This window comes from Streptomyces sp. NPDC057697, from assembly GCF_042799335.1.
In the GTDB taxonomy this organism is placed as follows: Bacteria; Actinomycetota; Actinomycetes; order Streptomycetales; family Streptomycetaceae; genus Streptomyces.
In genome coordinates, this window is record NZ_JBHVJA010000015.1 from 128,719 (window position 1) to 145,908 (window position 17,190).

The 17,190-nt window shown below is 72.4% G+C and carries 16 protein-coding genes; 10 read left to right on the forward strand and 6 right to left on the reverse strand.

Annotated elements, in window-relative coordinates; all coding sequences use genetic code 11:
• Positions 1–54: 54 nt before the first annotated feature.
• Positions 55–1,512 carry a catalase gene (locus ACFVFH_RS30840; RefSeq protein WP_383774661.1) on the forward strand — a complete coding sequence of 486 codons (1,458 nt, stop codon included), beginning with the start codon at positions 55–57 and terminating at the stop codon, positions 1,510–1,512.
• A gap of 551 nt (positions 1,513–2,063) precedes the next feature.
• Here the strand turns inward: ACFVFH_RS30840 and gcl are convergent.
• Positions 2,064–3,839, reverse strand: a complete 1,776-nt coding sequence (gene gcl / locus ACFVFH_RS30845) for a glyoxylate carboligase (RefSeq protein WP_383774663.1) — start codon at positions 3,837–3,839, stop codon at positions 2,064–2,066.
• A 257-nt stretch (positions 3,840–4,096) separates the two neighbouring features.
• On the opposite strand from gcl, the gene ACFVFH_RS30850 reads away from it, so the two are divergent.
• From ACFVFH_RS30850 to ACFVFH_RS30860, 3 genes are all read left to right on the forward strand, one after another.
• Positions 4,097–4,816 (forward strand): hypothetical protein, encoded by a 720-nt coding sequence (locus ACFVFH_RS30850; RefSeq protein WP_383774822.1) that lies wholly within the window; start codon positions 4,097–4,099, stop codon positions 4,814–4,816.
• 30 nt (positions 4,817–4,846) lie between these two features.
• Complete coding sequence (locus ACFVFH_RS30855) at positions 4,847–5,401, forward strand: GNAT family N-acetyltransferase (RefSeq protein ID WP_383774665.1); 555 nt, start codon at positions 4,847–4,849, stop codon at positions 5,399–5,401.
• A gap of 77 nt (positions 5,402–5,478) precedes the next feature.
• Positions 5,479–5,700: a hypothetical protein gene (locus tag ACFVFH_RS30860; RefSeq protein WP_383774668.1), complete on the forward strand. Its 222-nt coding sequence runs from the start codon at positions 5,479–5,481 to the stop codon at positions 5,698–5,700.
• A gap of 22 nt (positions 5,701–5,722) precedes the next feature.
• Here ACFVFH_RS30860 and ACFVFH_RS30865 read toward each other — a convergent pair whose 3' ends face one another.
• Together ACFVFH_RS30865 and ACFVFH_RS30870 are read right to left on the reverse strand one after the other, a co-directional pair.
• Positions 5,723–7,330, reverse strand: a complete 1,608-nt coding sequence (locus tag ACFVFH_RS30865; RefSeq protein ID WP_383774670.1) for an AMP-binding protein — start codon at positions 7,328–7,330, stop codon at positions 5,723–5,725.
• A complete protein-coding gene (locus tag ACFVFH_RS30870) occupies positions 7,327–9,003 on the reverse strand; it encodes an AMP-binding protein (protein ID WP_383774672.1) in 1,677 nt (558 codons plus the stop codon). Before ACFVFH_RS30870 ends, ACFVFH_RS30865 begins: the two co-directional genes overlap by 4 nt.
• A gap of 132 nt (positions 9,004–9,135) precedes the next feature.
• Between ACFVFH_RS30870 and ACFVFH_RS30875 the strand changes: the two genes are divergently transcribed.
• Entirely contained in the window at positions 9,136–9,978 is an 843-nt protein-coding gene (locus ACFVFH_RS30875) for a response regulator transcription factor (RefSeq protein WP_383774674.1), read from the forward strand.
• 42 nt (positions 9,979–10,020) lie between these two features.
• On the opposite strand, the gene ACFVFH_RS30880 is transcribed toward ACFVFH_RS30875, so the two are convergent.
• From ACFVFH_RS30880 to ACFVFH_RS30890, 3 genes are all read right to left on the reverse strand, one after another.
• Positions 10,021–10,728 (reverse strand): BTAD domain-containing putative transcriptional regulator, encoded by a 708-nt coding sequence (locus tag ACFVFH_RS30880; RefSeq protein WP_383774676.1) that lies wholly within the window; start codon positions 10,726–10,728, stop codon positions 10,021–10,023.
• A gap of 345 nt (positions 10,729–11,073) precedes the next feature.
• The gene (locus ACFVFH_RS30885; RefSeq protein ID WP_383774678.1) at positions 11,074–12,612 is read right to left on the reverse strand and encodes an MDR family MFS transporter; all 1,539 of its coding nucleotides are present in this window, start codon (positions 12,610–12,612) and stop codon (positions 11,074–11,076) included.
• 110 nt (positions 12,613–12,722) lie between these two features.
• Positions 12,723–13,502: a thioesterase II family protein gene (locus ACFVFH_RS30890; RefSeq protein WP_383774680.1), complete on the reverse strand. Its 780-nt coding sequence runs from the start codon at positions 13,500–13,502 to the stop codon at positions 12,723–12,725.
• A gap of 266 nt (positions 13,503–13,768) precedes the next feature.
• Between ACFVFH_RS30890 and ACFVFH_RS30895 the strand changes: the two genes are divergently transcribed.
• From ACFVFH_RS30895 to ACFVFH_RS30915, 5 genes are all read left to right on the forward strand, one after another.
• Positions 13,769–14,605, forward strand: a complete 837-nt coding sequence (locus ACFVFH_RS30895; protein WP_383774683.1) for a 2-amino-3,7-dideoxy-D-threo-hept-6-ulosonate synthase — start codon at positions 13,769–13,771, stop codon at positions 14,603–14,605.
• An 80-nt stretch (positions 14,606–14,685) separates the two neighbouring features.
• On the forward strand, positions 14,686–14,961 hold the full coding sequence (locus ACFVFH_RS30900; protein WP_383774685.1) for an acyl carrier protein: 276 nt from the start codon (positions 14,686–14,688) through the stop codon (positions 14,959–14,961).
• Positions 14,958–15,221, forward strand: coding sequence for a hypothetical protein (locus ACFVFH_RS30905; RefSeq protein ID WP_383774688.1), 264 nt, complete (start codon positions 14,958–14,960; stop codon positions 15,219–15,221). The genes ACFVFH_RS30900 and ACFVFH_RS30905 overlap by 4 nt, the downstream gene beginning before the upstream one ends.
• Positions 15,211–16,404, forward strand: coding sequence for a beta-ketoacyl-[acyl-carrier-protein] synthase family protein (locus tag ACFVFH_RS30910; protein ID WP_383774690.1), 1,194 nt, complete (start codon positions 15,211–15,213; stop codon positions 16,402–16,404). Before ACFVFH_RS30905 ends, ACFVFH_RS30910 begins: the two co-directional genes overlap by 11 nt.
• A 55-nt stretch (positions 16,405–16,459) precedes the next feature.
• Positions 16,460–17,182: a ketosynthase gene (locus tag ACFVFH_RS30915; RefSeq protein WP_383774692.1), complete on the forward strand. Its 723-nt coding sequence runs from the start codon at positions 16,460–16,462 to the stop codon at positions 17,180–17,182.
• Positions 17,183–17,190 lie beyond the last annotated feature (8 nt).

Consider the following 17,190-nt stretch of genomic DNA (forward strand, 5'->3'; position numbering starts at 1 on the left):
GCCGTCCCAGTTCAGCAGCTCAGCAGCTCCCGTACGGAAGGTCGCCCCGACACCATGACGCAGCGTGTGCTTACGACCGAGTCAGGCGCCCCGGTCGCCGACAACCAGAACTCCGCCACCGCCGGCGTCGGTGGCCCGATCCTCCTCCAGGACCAGCACCTGCTGGAGAAGCTGGCCCGCTTCAACCGGGAGCGCATCCCGGAGCGCGTGGTCCACGCCCGCGGCTCCGGCGCGTACGGCTACTTCGAGGTGACCGACGACATCACCGCCTTCACCCGGGCCGACTTCCTCTCCGAGGTCGGCAGGCGCACCGAGACGTTCATCCGCTTCTCGACCGTCGCCGACTCGCTGGGCGGCGCCGACGCGGTGCGCGACCCCCGCGGCTTCGCCCTCAAGTTCTATACGGACGAGGGCAATTACGACCTGGTCGGCAACAACACCCCGGTGTTCTTCATCAAGGACCCGATCAAGTTCCCCGACTTCATCCACTCGCAGAAGCGCGACCCGTTCACGGGCCGTCAGGAGCCGGACAACGTCTGGGACTTCTGGGCCCACGCCCCCGAGGCGACGCACCAGGTCACCTGGCTGATGGGCGACCGCGGCATCCCCGCCTCGTACCGCCACATGAACGGCTACGGCTCGCACACCTACCAGTGGACCAACGCCGCGGGCGAGGCCTTCTTCGTCAAGTACCACTTCAAGACGAACCAGGGCGTACGGTCCCTCTCCAGCGAGCAGGCCGCCGAACTCGCGGGCAAGGACGGCAGCTCGCACCAGACGGACCTGCTCCAGGCCATCGAGCGCGGTGTCAACCCGTCCTGGACGCTGTACGTCCAGGTGATGCCGGCCGCCGAGGCCGCGGGCTACCGCTTCAACCCGTTCGACCTCACCAAGGTGTGGCCGCACGGCGACTACCCGCTCCAGCGGGTCGGCCGCCTGGTCCTGGACCGCAACCCGGACAATGTCTTCGCCGAGGTCGAGCAGGCCGCGTTCTCCCCGAACAACTTCGTGCCCGGCATCGGCCCGTCCCCGGACAAGATGCTCCAGGGCCGCCTGTTCGCCTACGCGGACGCGCACCGCTACCGGCTGGGCGTCAACCACACCCAGCTCCCGGTGAACGCCCCGCGCACCGCCGTCGTCGACAACTACGGCCGCGACGGCCTGCACGCCACCCGCAACGGCTCGCGCCACGACAAGAACTACGAGCCCAACTCGCACGCGGGCCCCGCCCAGACCGACGCGGCGCTCTCCGCCCCGCTCGCGATCCACGGCTGGACCGGCACCCACGCGGCGCCCGCCCACACCAAGGACGACGACTTCTTCCAGGCGGGCGAGCTGTACCGGCTCATGTCCGAGGACGAGAAGAAGCGCCTGGTCGCGAACATCGCCGGGGGTCTCTCCCAGGTGAGCCGCGACGACGTCATCGAAAAGAACCTCGCCCACTTCCACGCCGCCGACACCGACTACGGCAAGCGCGTGGAGGAAGCGGTCCGCGCCCTGCGCGAGGACTGATCACCCGAAAGCCCTGCTCGCGTCGCGCACCCGGATGAGGGGTGTCGCGCGGCGCGGACAGGACGAGGCCGCGGCGGTCGTGCGACGCCAGTGCGGTGGTGAGGGCCGGTATGCCTCCTCGCCCCCTGACCTGAAGGGGACGAGCTCTCCCGGCCCGCTCGCCGCCGCCGCGGCCCCTATGGCGTCATGGCGCGATGCGCGGTGTTTCCCGCGCCGGGGCGCGGAGTGCGGACACGGTCCGCGCTCCGCGCCCTTCTTCGCGTTCCGGGCCCGTCACCGGCCGGCGGGTCCCTCCGCACGGCATCCACCGCGAGGGCGCCCTGGGGGGAACCCGCTCCGGCCGCTCCGGGAAGGCGAACGGCCGCTCGTACGGGACCGGTTCGCGTGCCACGGCCCGCCACACAGGCCCTCCGGACCGGCGCCGGGTCCGCAGGCCGCGAGCCCGGACGCCCCGAAGTACCGCAGCGCGGGGGACGGGTTCCGCGGCCGAACGCCGTGTGCCCCCGGCCGGAGTTCTCCGGGCGGGGGCACACGGTCCGGCGGGCGGGCCGTCAGGACGCCACGTACGGCCTGATCGCCGTCGGGGCGTGGGACGGGTCCGTCGCGATGTCCTCGAACTCGTTGACCGACGCGATGTCCGTACCACTCATCGCGATGTTGGTGACGCGCTCCAGGATCGCCTCGACGACCACCGGCACCCGGAACTCCGCGGCCAGCTTCTTGGCCTCCTCGAAGGCCGGCAGCAGCTGGTCCGGCTCGGTGACGCGGATCGCCTTGCAGCCCAGGCCCTCGACGACCTTGACGTGGTCGACGCCGTAGACGCCCAGTTCCGGCGAGTTGAGGTTCTCGAACTCCAGGTTGACCTGGAAGTCGATGTCGAAGTTGCGCTGCGCCTGGCGGATCAGCCCCAGGTAGGAGTTGTTCACCAGGACGTGGACGTACGGGATGCGGTGCTGTGCGCCGACTGCCAGCTCCTCCAGCATGAACTGGAAGTCGTAGTCGCCGGAGAGCGCGACGACGGAGCCGTCCGGGTCGGCCGTGGCGACGCCCAGCGCGGCCGGGATGGTCCAGCCGAGGGGGCCCGCCTGGCCGCAGTTGATCCAGTGGCGCGGCCGGTAGACGTGCAGCATCTGCGCGCCCGCGATCTGGGAGAGGCCGATCGTGGTGACGTAGCGGGTCTCGGGGCCGAAGGCGCGGTTCATCTCCTCGTACACCCGCTGCGGCTTCAGCGGGACGTTGTCGAAGTGGGTGCGGCGCTGGAGGGTCGCCCTGCGCTCCTGGGTGGAGGCGGCCCAGGCCGAGCGGTCCTTCAGGCGGCCCGCCGCCCTCAGCTCGCGGGCGACCTCGACGAACAGCTCCAGCGCGGCCCTGGCGTCGGAGGCGATGCCGAGGTCCGGGGCGAAGATCTTGCCGATCTGGGTGGGCTCGATGTCCACGTGGACGAAGGTGCGGCCCTGTGTGTAGACGTCCAGCTTGCCGGTGTGGCGGTTGGCCCAGCGGTTGCCGATGCCGAGGACGAAGTCGGACTCCAGGAAGTTCGCGTTGCCGTAGCGGTGCGAGGTCTGGAGACCGACCATGCCGGCGTTCAGCTCGTGGTCGTCGGGGACGATGCCCCAGCCCATCAGGGTCGGGACGACCGGGACGCCGGTCAGCTCGGCGAACTCGACGAGGAGTTCGGAGGCGTCGGCGTTGATGACGCCGCCGCCCGCGACGATCAGCGGGCGCTCGGAGGCGTTCAGCATCTCGATCGCTCGCTCGATCTGCTTGCGGGTCGCCGCAGGCTTGTGCACCGGCAGCGGCTCGTACAGATCGGGGTCGAACTCGATCTCGGTGAGCTGCACGTCGATCGGCAGGTCGATGAGGACCGGGCCGGGGCGGCCGGTGCGCATCAGGTGGAAGGCGCGCTGGAAGACGCCGGGGACCTGGGCGGCTTCCAGGACGGTGGTGGCGGCCTTGGTGACGGGCGACGCGATCGAGGCGATGTCGACCGCCTGGAAGTCCTCCTTGTGGAGCACGGCGGTCGGCGCCTGGCCGGTGATGCAGAGGATCGGGATCGAGTCGGCGATCGCGGAGTACAGGCCGGTGATCATGTCCGTACCGGCCGGACCCGACGTGCCGATGCAGACGCCGATGTTGCCGGGGCGCGCGCGGGTGTAGCCCTCCGCCATGTGGGAGGCGCCCTCGACGTGGCGGGCCAGCGTGTGATGGACCCCGCCGGAGGCCTTGAGGGCCGCGTAGAAGGGGTTGATCGCCGCGCCCGGCACACCGAACGCGTTGCTGACGCCTTCGCGCTTGAGGATCTCAACTGCCGCACGGGCAGCGGTCATTCGAGGCATTGGGTACTCCTGCTCGGACCTGGTGGAGTCGGGCTCTGTCGCGCCACCTGAGAGCACCAATTCCGCATTACGGAAACTTGATTCTGTTATACGGAAGTCAATCTAAAGCGCGCCCCGACGGCCGTCAAGGGACGGCGCACGGAACCGCCGGGCGCGCACGCCGGTGCACGAAGTGCGCCAAGTCCCTCCCCGGAAGCCCCCGGCTGATGGACGATGGAGGCTCGGAGCGCGGCCGGAGGGTGATCATGGTGGAGTCGGTGCCGTTACGCTGTCCGGCCTGCGGCCGCGAGCACGCGTACAGCCCGCCGGCCTACCCCTGCCCGTGCGGCGCGCCCACCGCGCCGGCCGTGCTGCGCGGGGCTCCGGCCGTGCCGATCACGCACCGCGCCTGGAACGACGACTGGGTGACGGTGCGCTGCTCCGCCTGCGGGCGCCGGGACGAGTGGCCGCGGCCGGAGCTGTGCTGCCCGTGCGGATCGGTGCTGCGGGTCCCGGTGCGGCCGGCGGCGCCCGATGACGCCCCGAGGCGCGGGATACGCCCCACCGGGCCCTCGCACATCCCGCTGCCGCGTACGGCCCCGGCGCCCCGGCCCGCGTTCCGGGCGGTCGCCATCCACGGCGCGGACGACGCGCTCGCGACCTCGACCCGGTTCCTGTGCTGGCTGGGCTACCGCGAGGTCGCACGGCCGCCGCGCCCCTCCCCCGCGCGGATCGACCTGCGGGCCACCGGGCTGATCGCCCAGGTCGACACGGACCCCCGCCCGACCTCCCTGCGCTCCGTGGAGTGCCTCTGGCTCAACGCGCTCGACGCCTCGGTCGGCAGTGTCTTCTTCTCGGTCGCGGGGTACGCCCCGGACGCGGCGGCGCGCGCGGACGGCCTGGGCATGCCGCTCTTCGTGATGGACCCGGCGGGGACGCCCCGGCCGGTCAACGGCCCCGCGGACGAACTGTTGAGCACCGGGGCCTGAGCCCGGCGACGGGGGCGACATACTGGCGGGATGCGTATCCGTACCGCCCGCCCCACCGACCTCCCGCTGCTCCAAGACATCGAGCGCGCCGCGGGAGAACCGTTCCGTGCCCTCGGCATGTCCGCCATCGCGGACGACGACCCGCCGCCGCTCGACCTGCTGGAGACCTACTGCCGGGCCGGCCGGGCCTGGGTGGCCGCGGACGCCGACGACCGCCCGGTCGGCTATCTGCTCGCCGATCCCGTGGACGGGGCGGTCCACGTCGAGCAGGTCTCCGTGCATCCGTCCGCCGCGCGGCGCGGTGTGGGCAGCCGGCTCATCGACCACCTCGCCGACTGGGCCGCCGGGCGCGGCTCGCACGCGCTCACGCTCACGACCTTCACCCAGGTCCCCTGGAACGCGCCGTACTACGCCCGCCTCGGCTTCCGCGCCCTCGGCGAGGCGGAACTCACCGACGGGCTGCGGAGGATCAGGGCGCTGGAGGCGGAACACGGCCTGGACCGGTGGCCGAGGGTGTGCATGCGGCGCGAGATCCCGCACACCGGACACCTCCGGCAGCTCACCGGAGCCGACCGGCAACAGTGAGTGCAATCGGTCACGTTCGGGCCAGGGGGCCACAAATGTTCGGTCCGCTGTCGGTGGCGGGCCTTAAGGTAGTGCTCATGGCTTTAACTCCACGGCACGAACCGCCCCACGACCGGCCGCACACGTCCCGGCCCGCTCCCCCGTCCGCCGCCCGTGCGAACGAGGCGATACGGGCGTTCGTGGACGCGCGCGCCGGTCAGGACTGGTCCTCCGTGGAGTCCGCCGCCTACGAGGTGCTGCTGATCGAATGGGCGGCGGCGACCCGGGGCGTCACCGGCGACATCATCGAGGCCGCCTGACGGCGCCCGGGGCGCGGCGGTCCTACTCCCCGTAGCCCTCCCGCAGTTCGATCTTCCGGACCTTCCCGCTGACCGTCATCGGGAAGGCCTCCAGGATCCGCAGCCGCCGCGGGATCTTGTAGTGGGCCAGCTGCTCGCGGCAGTGGGTCGTCAGCTCGTCCAGGGTCGGCGGGTCCGCCGGGTCCCTCGGGATGACGCAGGCCAGGATCTCCTCGCCGTAGGTGGCGTCCGGTACGCCCACCACCTGCACGTCCGCGATCTTCGGGTGGCCGTAGAGGAATTCCTCGATCTCCCGCGGATACACGTTCTCGCCGCCGCGGATGATCATGTCCTTGATCCGGCCGACTATCTGTACGTAGCCGTCCTCCCGCATCACCGCGAGATCGCCGGTGTGCATCCAGCGGCCGGCGTCGATGACCTCCGCGGTCCGGTCCGGCTGCTCCCAGTAGCCGAGCATCACGCTGTAGCCGCGGGTGCGGAGTTCGCCCGTCGCGCCGCGTTCCAGCGTCACTCCGGTCACCGGGTCGACGACCTTGACCTCGATGTGCGGCATCACCCGGCCGACGGTGCCGGTGCGGCGCTCCAGGTCGTCGTCGCGGCGGGTCTGGGTGGAGACCGGCGAGGTCTCCGTCATGCCGTAGCAGATGGACACCTCGTCCATGTTCATCTCGGCGACGACCCGCTTCATCACCTCGACCGGGCAGGGCGATCCGGCCATGATGCCGGTGCGCAGCGAGGAGAGGTCGTAGGAGCCGAAGTCCGGGAGGTTCAGCTCCGCGATGAACATGGTGGGGACGCCGTACAGCGAGGTGCAGCGCTCCCGCTGCACGGCGGCGAGCACGGTGGCGGGCTCGAAGGCGGGGCCGGGGATCACGATGCAGGCGCCGTGCGAGGTGGCGCCCAGGTTGCCCATGACCATGCCGAAGCAGTGGTAGAAGGGGACGGGCAGACAGATCCGGTCCTGCTCCGTGTAGGCGACCAGCTCCCCCACGAAGTACCCGTTGTTGAGGATGTTGTGGTGGGAGAGGGTGGCACCCTTGGGGAAGCCGGTGGTGCCGGAGGTGTACTGGATGTTGATCGGGTCGTCGCAGGACAGCCCGGCCTCCCGGGCCGCGAGCTGATCCTCCGTCACCGCAGGTGCTCCGGCGAGCAGTTCGTCCCAGGACGGGTCGCCTATGTAGTGCACGGCGCGCAGCTCGGGGCAGTCGCCGCGGACCCGCCCGACCAGGGCGCGGTAGTCGCTGGTGCGGTGCGCGAGCGAGGAGACCAGGAGCGAGATCCCGGCCTGCTTCAGCACGTACTCCAGCTCGTGCGCGCGGTACGCCGGGTTGATGTTGACCATGACGGCGCCGATGCGGGCGGTGGCGTACTGCACCAGCACCCACTCGGGGCAGTTGACCGCCCAGATGCCGACCCGGTCCCCCTTGGCCACGCCCGACGCCATCAGGGCGCGGGCCAGCTCGTCGACGGCGGCGCCGAATTCGGTGTAGGTCCAGCGCCGCCCCGACGCGACGTCCACGAGCGCCTCGCGGTCGCCGAACGCCTCGACCGCCCGGTCGAGGTTGCGTCCGATGGTGTCGCCGAGCAGCGCCGTGGTGCCGGTGCCGTGTGCGTAGGAGAGCTCGCTCATCGCAGATCACCCTCGTCGTACTCGGTGCCGGCGCCCCGGGCGGTGCGCTCGCGCAGCTCGATGCGGCGGATCTTGCCGGAGACGGTCTTGGGCAGCTCGGCGAACTCCAGCTTGCGGACGCGCTTGTAGGGGGCGAGGACCGACCGGGAGTGCTCGAACAGCACCTTCGCGGTGTCCGGCCCCGGCTCCCAGCCTTCCGCGAGCACGATGTACGCCTTGGGCACGGAGAGCCTGACGGGGTCGGGGGCGGGGACGACGGCGGCCTCGGCGACCGCCTCGTGCTCCAGCAGGGCGCTCTCCAGCTCGAACGGACTGATCTTGTAGTCGCTCGCCTTGAACACGTCGTCGGCGCGCCCCACGTAGGTGATGTAGCCGTCCGCGTCGCGCGAGCCGATGTCCCCGGTGCGGTAGTAGCCGCCCGCCATGGCCTCGGCGGTGCGGTCGGGGTCGCCGTGGTAGCCGGTCATCAGGCCCACCGGGCGGCCGGACAGGTCGAGGGAGATCTCGCCCTCGGCCGCGCCGGGCTCACCGGTCACCGGGTCCAGGAGTTCGACCTTGAAGCCGGGGCTGGGCCGTCCCATCGAACCGGCCTTCAGCAGCTGGCCCGGGGTGTTGGCGACCTGGACGGCGGTCTCGGTCTGGCCGAAGCCGTCCCGGATGGTGACGCCCCAGGTGCGCCGCACCGTCTCGATGACCTCCGGGTTCAGCGGCTCACCGGCCGCGACGACCTCGCGCGGCGGGGTCTTCAGCTGGGCCAGGTCGGCCTGGATCAGCATTCGCCAGACGGTCGGCGGGGCGCAGAAGCTGGTGACGCCCGAGCGGTCCATCTCGGCCATCAGGCGGCCCGCGTCGAAGCGGGTGTAGTTGAAGATGAAGACGGTCGCCTCGGCGCTCCAGGGCGCGAAGAGGTTCGACCAGGCGTGCTTGGCCCAGCCGGGCGAGGAGATGTTGAGGTGGACGTCCCCGGGCTTGAGCCCGATCCAGTACATCGTCGACAAGTGGCCCACGGGGTACGAGACATGGGTGTGCTCGACGAGCTTGGGGCTGGCGGTGGTGCCGGAGGTGAAGTAGAGCATCAGCGGTTCGTCGGCGTCGGTCTCCCGGTCCGCCCGGAAGGTCTCCGGCTGCTCGTCCGCTCCCGCGTACGACACCCAGCCGGGTACGTCCGCGCCGACCGCGAGCCGGGTGTAGTCGCCGGGCACCTCGTCGAACTTCGCGGTGTCGGTGTCCCGCACCAGGACGTGCCGGACCCGGCCGCGCTCCACACGGTCGCGCAGGTCGGCCGGGCCGAGCAGCGGGGTGGCGGGGATGACCACGGCGCGCAGCTTCATCGCGGCGAGGGCGGTCTCCCACAGCTCGGTCTGGTTGCCGAGCATCACGAGGATCCGGTCCCCGGCGCGCACGCCCCGGGCGCGCAGCCAGTTCGCGGCCTGGTTGGACCGGGCGGACATCCGGGCGAAGGACACCTCGGTGCGGCTGCCGTCCTCCTCCACGATGTGCAGGGCGGTGCGGTCGTTGTTCTCCGCGATGACGTCGAACCAGTCGAGCGCCCAGTTGAAGTGGTCGGTCCGGGGCCAGCTGAAGCCCTCGTAGGCCGCGTGGTAGTCCTCGCGGTGCTTCAGCAGAAAGTCCCGGGCGGCCCGGAACGTTTCCGTCGCGCTGGTTGCCGACATGTGCCCTCCTCATTGCGGACCGGACCGGTCACTTAACATCATGTAAACAGTGACCCAGGTCTCACCACCCCCGAACGGGGGTGCAGCGAGGGGGTGGCCGAGCCCCCTGGACCCGGGCAGGGAGGCGTCAGGGTGCCGGAATCCGTCGATGCGGTCGAGATGCAGAGGGCGCTGCTGCGGCTGCGCCGGACCAGTGGGCTGCCGGTGGCGTTCGGCGGGCTGCTCTCGGACGCCCGTCACGCCCGGATCGCCGAGCTGAACGGGGCGCAGACCTCCGCCCTGCGCGGGCTCGTCATCTCGGCGGGCAGCGGGCTCGGCGGCAAGTCGATCGCCCTGTCCCGGCCGTGCGCGGTGACCGACTACCCCTCCTCGCGCCACATCAGCCACGAGTACGACCTGGCGGTCGCGGCGGAGGGGCTGCGCTCGGTGGTCGCGGTCCCCGTGGTGGTGCGGCGCAAGGTGCGCGGGGTGCTGTACGGGGCGCTGCGGGCGCCGGTCACGCTCGGGGACCGTACGTTCGACGCGGCGGTCGCCGCCGCCCGCGACGTGGAGCAGGCCCTGGTCGTGCGGGACGAGGTGCAGCAGCTGCTGGCGGTGACCCGGGAGCAGGTCACGGACCCGAGGGCGGCCCCGGGGGCGTGGGAGGACGTCCGTGAGGCCCATCGCGAGCTGCGGGCGCTGGTGCCGAAGGTGATCGACCCGGCGCTGCGTGACGAGCTGCTCGCGGTGTGCGGGCGGCTCGCCTCGGCGGCCGGGGCCCGCGCGTCGAAGCCCTGCGAGGTGCGGCTGGCACCGCGCGAACTGGACGTGCTGGCCTGTGTGGCGGCGGGGACCACCAACGCGGTGGCGGCGGAGCGGCTCGGGCTGCGGCCGGAGACGGTGAAGGGGTATCTGCGCTCGGCGATGCGCAAGCTGGGGGCGCACACCCGGCTGGAGGCGGTGGTGGCGGCCCGGCGTGCGGGGCTGCTGCCGTAGGGGGCGGCGGGGGCGGTGGCCGCGCGGCGGGACTCGGAGGGGTCAGATCCTGCTGCTCCCGGCGGCGCCCCCGGTGAGGATGAGCTGCTGGAGATCGCGCAGGGCGGTGCCGGGTTCGAGGCCGAGTTCGTCCTGGAACACCCGGCGTGCGCGCTGGTAGACGTCGAGGGCCTCGGCCCGGCGGCCGGATTCGAGAAGCGCGGTCATCTCCTTCTCCCAGAGCCCTTCCCGGAGCGGGTTGCTGTCGCGCAGGGCGCGGAGTTCCGCGAGGGTGGCGAGGTGGCCGCCGGTGCGATGGCTGGCGTCGATGCGTAGTTCGGCGGCGGCGAGGCGGGCCTCTTCGAGGCGTTCGGCCTCGGTGCGGACGGTGGGCGAGACGGGGACGTCCTCCATGGCGGGGCCGCGCCAGAGTTCGAGTGCGCCGCCCAGTACGGCGAACGCCTTGTCGTAGGCACCCTCGGCGAACAGGGCCTGGCCCTCGGCGTGCAGGGCCTGGAAGCGGCAGGCGTCCAGCCGTTCGGGGTCGAAGACGAGCCGGTAGCCGGGGGCCTTGGTGACCAGCACCGTGCGGTCCCGGTCGCCGAGCCGGCGGCGCAGCCGCATCACGTACTGCTGGACCAGATTGCGCTGGTCGCGCTGTGGATGCGAACCGGGGCTCCAGAGCTCCTCGACCAGCCGGTCGATGGAGATGGTCCGGCCGGCGGCGGCGAGCAGCACGGCGAGCAGTATCCGGACTTTCGGCCCTCCCACGGACTTCCATGTCGATGTCGATCCGTCGAGTATCTCCAGCGCCCCGAGGACCCGGAAATCACACATTCTTCGCCCCCCATAACGAACGTGAGGGGCCGGTGGCCGAGCGTTCCACAGGAATCCGTGTCACTCGTTCCACTCGAACCCCACGCTGTCCCCGCTCCAATCTTCGCAATCGAATGCCTGCCCGCGCGGTCGCCGGGAGAATATGGCGCGAAGTCGATGAATCGAATCGTTCTTGGTCCGCGGAGGCCGTTCGGGGGCCGCGCGAGGGAGCGGGCATGCCGACGCCGTCGGCGCACGGGCCCGTGCGCCGACGGCAGTTCATGGGACCGCCGGAGGCGGTCAGTCGGTCAGGATCGCGGCCTCGCTCTCCCGTGCGGGCGGGACATCGGACGCGCCGCCCGCGGAGCTGTCGGCCGCCGGCCGCCGTCCCGGCAGGAAGAAGGCCGGGAGCAGCGCGAGGGCGGTGAAGATCATCGCCCACCAGAACGGGGCACCGAAGGATTCGGCCAGTCCGCGGGCGACCGTTCCGCCCGGCTCCACCTGGCCCAGGGAGTGCACGCCGACGGGCAGCTCGTCCTTGAGCCGCTGCTGGAGAACGACGGCCAGGACCGTGGTGCCCAGGGAGGCACCGACGCGCTGGAAGACGTTGAACGCGCTGGTCGCGCTCGGCGCGGTCTCCTTCGGCACGCTCGCGAAGGCGATCGTCATGGTCGGCATCATCGACGCGCCCAGGCCGAATCCGCGGACCACCAGGGTGGCGCCGAGGAGCAGCTGGTTCGGATGGGCGTCGATGAGCGCGTAGGGCACGGTGCCGACCAGGGCCAGCGCGATGCCGATGATGGTGAGGTTGCGGACACCCAGCTTGGCGGTGAGCGCGTTCATCAGGACGATCGCCAGCAGGTAGCCCAGGCTCTGCGGGAGGAGCAGCAGCGCGGAGTTCAGCACGCTGGTGCCCCGTACGACCTGGTAGTACATCGGCAGCGGGATCAGCACGCCGTACATCGCCATGCTCATCAGGAATCCGGCCAGGGTGCCGGACCTGAAGTTCGCGACCTTGAACAGCCGCAGGTCCAGCAGGCCCTCCGTACGGATGCGCAGCGCCCGTACGCCGAAGGCGAGGAGCAGGACCGCGCCGACCAGCAGGCCGCCGATCACCTTGCCGGACCCGAAGCCGCCCGCCGAACCCGCCTCGGAGAGTCCGTAGACGAGCAGGGCCAGGCCGGGGAGCAGCAGCACCAGGCCGGTCAGGTCGAGCCGGGCGCCGGCCGAGGGGGCGACGACGTTCTTCACCTTGGCCAGCACCAGCGCGATGGTCACGACGCAGAACGGGATGTTGATGAAGAAGATCCAGCGCCAGCTGAGGTGGTCGATGAGGACGCCGCCGAGCGAGGGGCCGATCAGCGGGGCGAACAGGGCGGGGACGGTGACGATGGACATCAGCCTGCCGAGCCGCTTGGGCCCGGCCGCCTGGGCCAGCAGCGCCTGGCCCACCGGGACCGCCAGGCCGCCTCCGATGCCCTGGATCACCCGGAAGATGATCAGGCTGGGCGCGGACCAGGCCAGTCCGGAGAGCAGCGAGCCGAGCAGGAAGACGACCTGGGAGAAGATGACCGTCTGTTTCGCGCCGAACCGGGCCGTGGCCCAGCCGCTCATCGGGATCGCCGCGGTGATGGCGAGCAGATAGCCCGTCACCACCCATTGGACGGTGGCGAGGTCGGAGTCGAACACCTTGGCCAACGGCCCGATGGCGACGTTGATGATGGTCGCGTCCAGCAGGCTGGCGAAGCCGCCCAAGGCCATGATGCCGCTCAGCCACCAGAGTTCCGGAGTCACACGGTCGGAGCCGACGGCCTCGACCGGAGCCTTGTTCGCTTTCACAGCTGGCCTTCCCTTGTGGACCTTGCCCTGGATCGCCATGGTTCCACAACAGCTGTCATCTGTGCAACAGGTGTTGGATAGTGCGATCCGGGTGTCCCCGCGGGCTCCCGTCAGACCTCCGCGAGCAGCTGCTCCGCGATCCGGGCGAGCACCTGCCGGCCCGACTCCGCCAGGAAGAAATGGCCTCCGGGCACCTGCGAGAGCTGGAACCGGCCCGTGGTCTCGGCGCCCCAGCCGGTCATCGCCGCCGCGGTGGCCATCGGGTCGGCGGCCCCCGCGAAGCCTTGGATCGGCACGGCCAGCCGCTCGCCCGGCCGCCCGCGGTATCCGGCCGCCATGGCCAGGTCGGCCCGGAGCGCCGGGAGCACCCGCGCCACCAGCCCCGGCCGGGCCAGCACGCCGCTCGGCGTACCGCCGGTGCGCCGCAGCCACTCGGTCAGCTCGGCGTCCGAGCCGCTCCACTCCGGCTCCGGGCGCAGTGCGCCCGGCGCGACGCCCGCCCCGACGAAGAGCCCGAGCGGCTGCCGCGTCCCGGGCGAGCGCGCCAGCTCGTGCGCCAGGGCGAGACCGACGACGCTGCCCACGCTGTGGCCGTAGAGCGCGTACGGGCCGTCCAGATACGGCTCCAGTACAACGGCGAGGCGTTCGGCCAGCGACCGGGCGTCGTCGAACGGGGGCTCCCCGAAACGCTGTTCACGTCCGGGCGGCCGCACGGCGAGGACCTCCACGCCCAGCTCGGGCCCGGCGCGCAGCCAGTCGCGGTAGACCCCGGCGCCGCCGCCCGCGTACGGCAGGCAGACCAGCCGGACCCGCCCCGCCGCACCCTGGCCGGCCGGCCGCCGGAGCCAGGGATTCCGTGCTCCGTCCGTCTCCGTCCGCGCCGCCGCCATCCGGCCGCCCCTCCCTGTCCGGGTACCGACACCGTCACCGACCGGACGGACTCCCCCGAGCGTTCCACCGCCGTCGCCGCCGGAACAGCGGCGGACGAGCAGGCCGAGCGGCGGCGCGACGGGCCGGTCCGGCCTGACCGGTCGGGTACCTCGATGAGAGCCGCCGGGTGCAGTCGCAGGAGCAGTCCGTTCGAGGGGTAACGGCACCGGCGCACCGGGCGAGACTCGACCCGCGAACGTCAACTTCCTGTGCTGAAGGGTGGATCATGAGACCAAGTTCCGGAGGGACGGCGGTCCGCCTGGCGCGGCTGTCCCGGCATCGCGACGAACGATTCCTCTTCGTCCCCATGGACCACTCGGTGGCCGACGGCCCCATCGTCCCCGCCGCGCGGTTCAACGGACTCGTCCGCACCGCCGTGGAGGGCGGCGCCGACGCCGTCGTGGTGCACAAGGGGCGCGCGGCCGGGATCGAGGCGGGCCTGCTGCGGAACTGCTCCCTGGTCGTGCATCTGAGCGCCAGCACGGCGCACGCCCGGGACGCGGACGCCAAGGTGCTGGTCGGCGATGTCGAGGAGGCCGTGCGGCTGGGCGCCGACGCGGTGAGCGTGCAGGTCAACATCGGCTCCGAGACCGAGAGCCGCCAGCTGGCCGACCTCGGTTCGGTGGCCGACGCCTGCCGGCGCTGGAACGTACCGCTGCTGGCCATGGTGTATCCGCGTGGGCCCCGGATCGCCGATCCGCACGATCCGGCGCTGCTCTCCCACGTCGTCAACGTGGCCGCCGACCTCGGCGCCGACCTGGTGAAGACGACCTGGGCGGTGCCGCTGGAGCGGATGGCGGACGTCGTGGAGAGCTGCCCGATACCGGTCCTGGCGGCAGGCGGCCCGAGCAGTCCCGGTGCCGATCCGGTCGCGTACGCCACCGGGGTGATGGCGGCCGGGTGTGCCGGGCTCGCCATCGGCCGCGCCTTCTTCCAGAGCGGCTCGCCCGCCCGGGTGATCCGCGCGCTCTCGGCCGTGGTCCACCAAAACCCGGACGACGCCGGTCACGAACCCCTGCCCGCGGACCCGCCCGACCCGGCCCGGACCGTACCGGTCCGCTGACCGGACGGGCCGGGCGCCCCGCGCGGAATCCGGCCCCCGGCCGGCCCACCGCCTCGGACAACCACCGACGGAGACACCCCATGTATGAAGAGACCCGCGAGTTCATCCTGACCGTGATCAGGGACGTGATCAACCTTCCGCTGCCCGCGGAGGTCGGGGACGACCTGCCGCTCGGCGAGGACGGCCTGGGCCTGGAGTCGCTCGCCACGATCGAGCTGGTGCTCCAGCTGGAGGGCCGCTACGGCATCGAGCTGCCCGAGGAGGAGCTCGACCCCGCCCTCGTCCCGGACCTCCGCGCCTTCGTGCGGACCGTGGTCGACCGGCGCACGGCGACGGCGGAAAGCGTGGCCCGGTGATCACGGAGACGGAGGTCGTCCGGCTCCTGGAGGACAGCGGGCTGTCCCTCGGCGAGTGGGACAGCGGCACCGAACTGGTCCTGGACTCACTGGCGTTCACCTGGCTGGTCCATCTGCTGGACGAGCGCCACGGAGTCGTCGTCCCGGAGGAGGAAGAGGAGCGGCTCGGCGCGAGCGACTCCGTCGGCGCGCTGCACCGCAACGTGCTCAGGCTGCTTCCCGCCGGCAGCGGCCGGGAGGAGGCCGGCCGTGCCTCATGAGGTGGCGATCACCGGCTACGGAGTCCTGACCGCCTTCGGGTTCGGTGCCGACGCCCTGCGCCACGGGGTCTTCGGGGGCAGGCCCGGCTTCGTCCCCGTCACCCGCTTCGACCCGACGCCCTTCCGCGCCCGCCGGGCCGCCACCTTCGAGGGCGCCGGGCCGGAGATCCCGGGGGTCGTGGTCAAGCCCGGCTACACCCCGACCCAGGCCGAGGTGCTGCACGCCTGCACCGCCGAGGCGCTGCGGGTCGCGGGCACCGACGCCGCCGGCGCCCCCGTCCTGCTGGGCACCAACGGCGACCACTCGGCGGCCCGGACGTTCTGGACGGACCGGGCCGAGGGCCGCGACAGCACCGACCCGCGCGTCCTGGACAGCCTGCCCGCGGCGCTGCCCCGGCGGATCGGCGAGGCCTTCGGCCTGGGCTTCCCGCGCCTGGCCTTCGTCAACGCCTGTGTCGCCTCGACCAACAGCATCGCCCACGGCGCCGAACTGATCCGGCGGGGCTCGGCCGACACCGTGGTCTGCGGCGGCGCGTATCTGGTCACCGAGGACGTCTTCGCCAAGTTCGACTCCGGCAGGGCGCTCAGCAAGGAGGGCGTGGTACGCCCGTTCGCCGCGGGCCGGGCCGGTCTGCTCCAGGGCGACGGCGCCGCCGTACTGGTGCTGGAGTCCGCCGGACGGGCGCGGGCCCGGGGCGCCGAGGTGCTGGCCGAACTGGTCGGCTGGGGCCTGGCCGCCGACGCGTACCACGTGGTCAAACCCCATCCGCGGGGCGAGGGCCTGGCGCGGGCCGCGTCCACCGCGCTGCGCCGGGCGGGGTTGGCGCCGAAGGACATCGGCTACGTCAACGCGCACGGGACGGGCACCCCGCTCAACGACGTGGCGGAGACGGCCGCGCTGCACAGCCTCTTCGGCGGGCACGCGCCCCACGTACCGGTCAGCTCGACCAAGAGCAGCACCGGTCACATGCTGGAGGCCACCGGCGCCGTCGAAGCGGTCATCACCCTCCTCGCGCTGCGCGACGGCGTGCTGCCGCCCACCATCGGCTACCAGGAACCGGACCCCGCCTGCGACCTGGACTACGTCCCCCACCGGGCCCGGCGGGCCGAGGTCACCCACGCGCTCTCGCTCAACGCCGCCTTCGGCGGGGTCAACGCCGCACTCGTGCTGAAGCGGGCGTGAGCGCCATGACCTGCCGCCGCCGCCCGTTCCGCCGCCGCTCCACGGGAGGAACCAGATGACGATGCCGCTCGAACAGCCCCTGGCCGTCGTGGCCGGGGCCTGCCGGGTGCCCTGGGGGGAGGCCGCCGACGGCCTGCCCGGTGCGGCGCCGGTCCCGCTGCCCAATGTCCCCGGCTTCGTGACCTCGCGGTTCAGTCCGCTGGTCGCCGCGGCCGTGGACGACTGCCTGGGCGGACCGCAGGACGGCACCGGCCCGGTGGCGGGCCGCGGCGAGCGCACCGCGATCGTGCTCGCCACCGCCTGCGGGGACATCACCACGACGGACACCGCGACCCGGCGCATGGTCGCCGGGCAGGTGCACAGCCCGCTGCTGTTCTTCCAGTCGGTGACGACCTCGGTGCTCGGGCACCTCGGCAGGCGGTACGGCATCACCGGCCCGGTCAGCTGTGTCTCGGACGGCGGGGAACTCGCCCCGGAGGCACTGGAGCTGGCCGGGATCATGCTGGAGGACGACCAGCTCGACCAGGTGCTCCTGATCGGCGTCGACGTCGCGGCCGCCGAGCGCGTCGGCTGGGTGCGCGACCACCTGGACGGGGCGTACCCCCTGGGCCCGCTGCCGGACGGGGACGCCGTCGTCGCCCTGCTGCTCCGCCGCGCCACGGACGCCGACGCGCCTCCGACCGCCCCGTCCCCCGCCGCCCCGCGGCCGGACGGTTACGGCTGGCTGGCCCCGCTGGTCGCGCTCTGCCCGGCGGACGGGCCGCGGCCCGCGGTCTGACGCCCCCG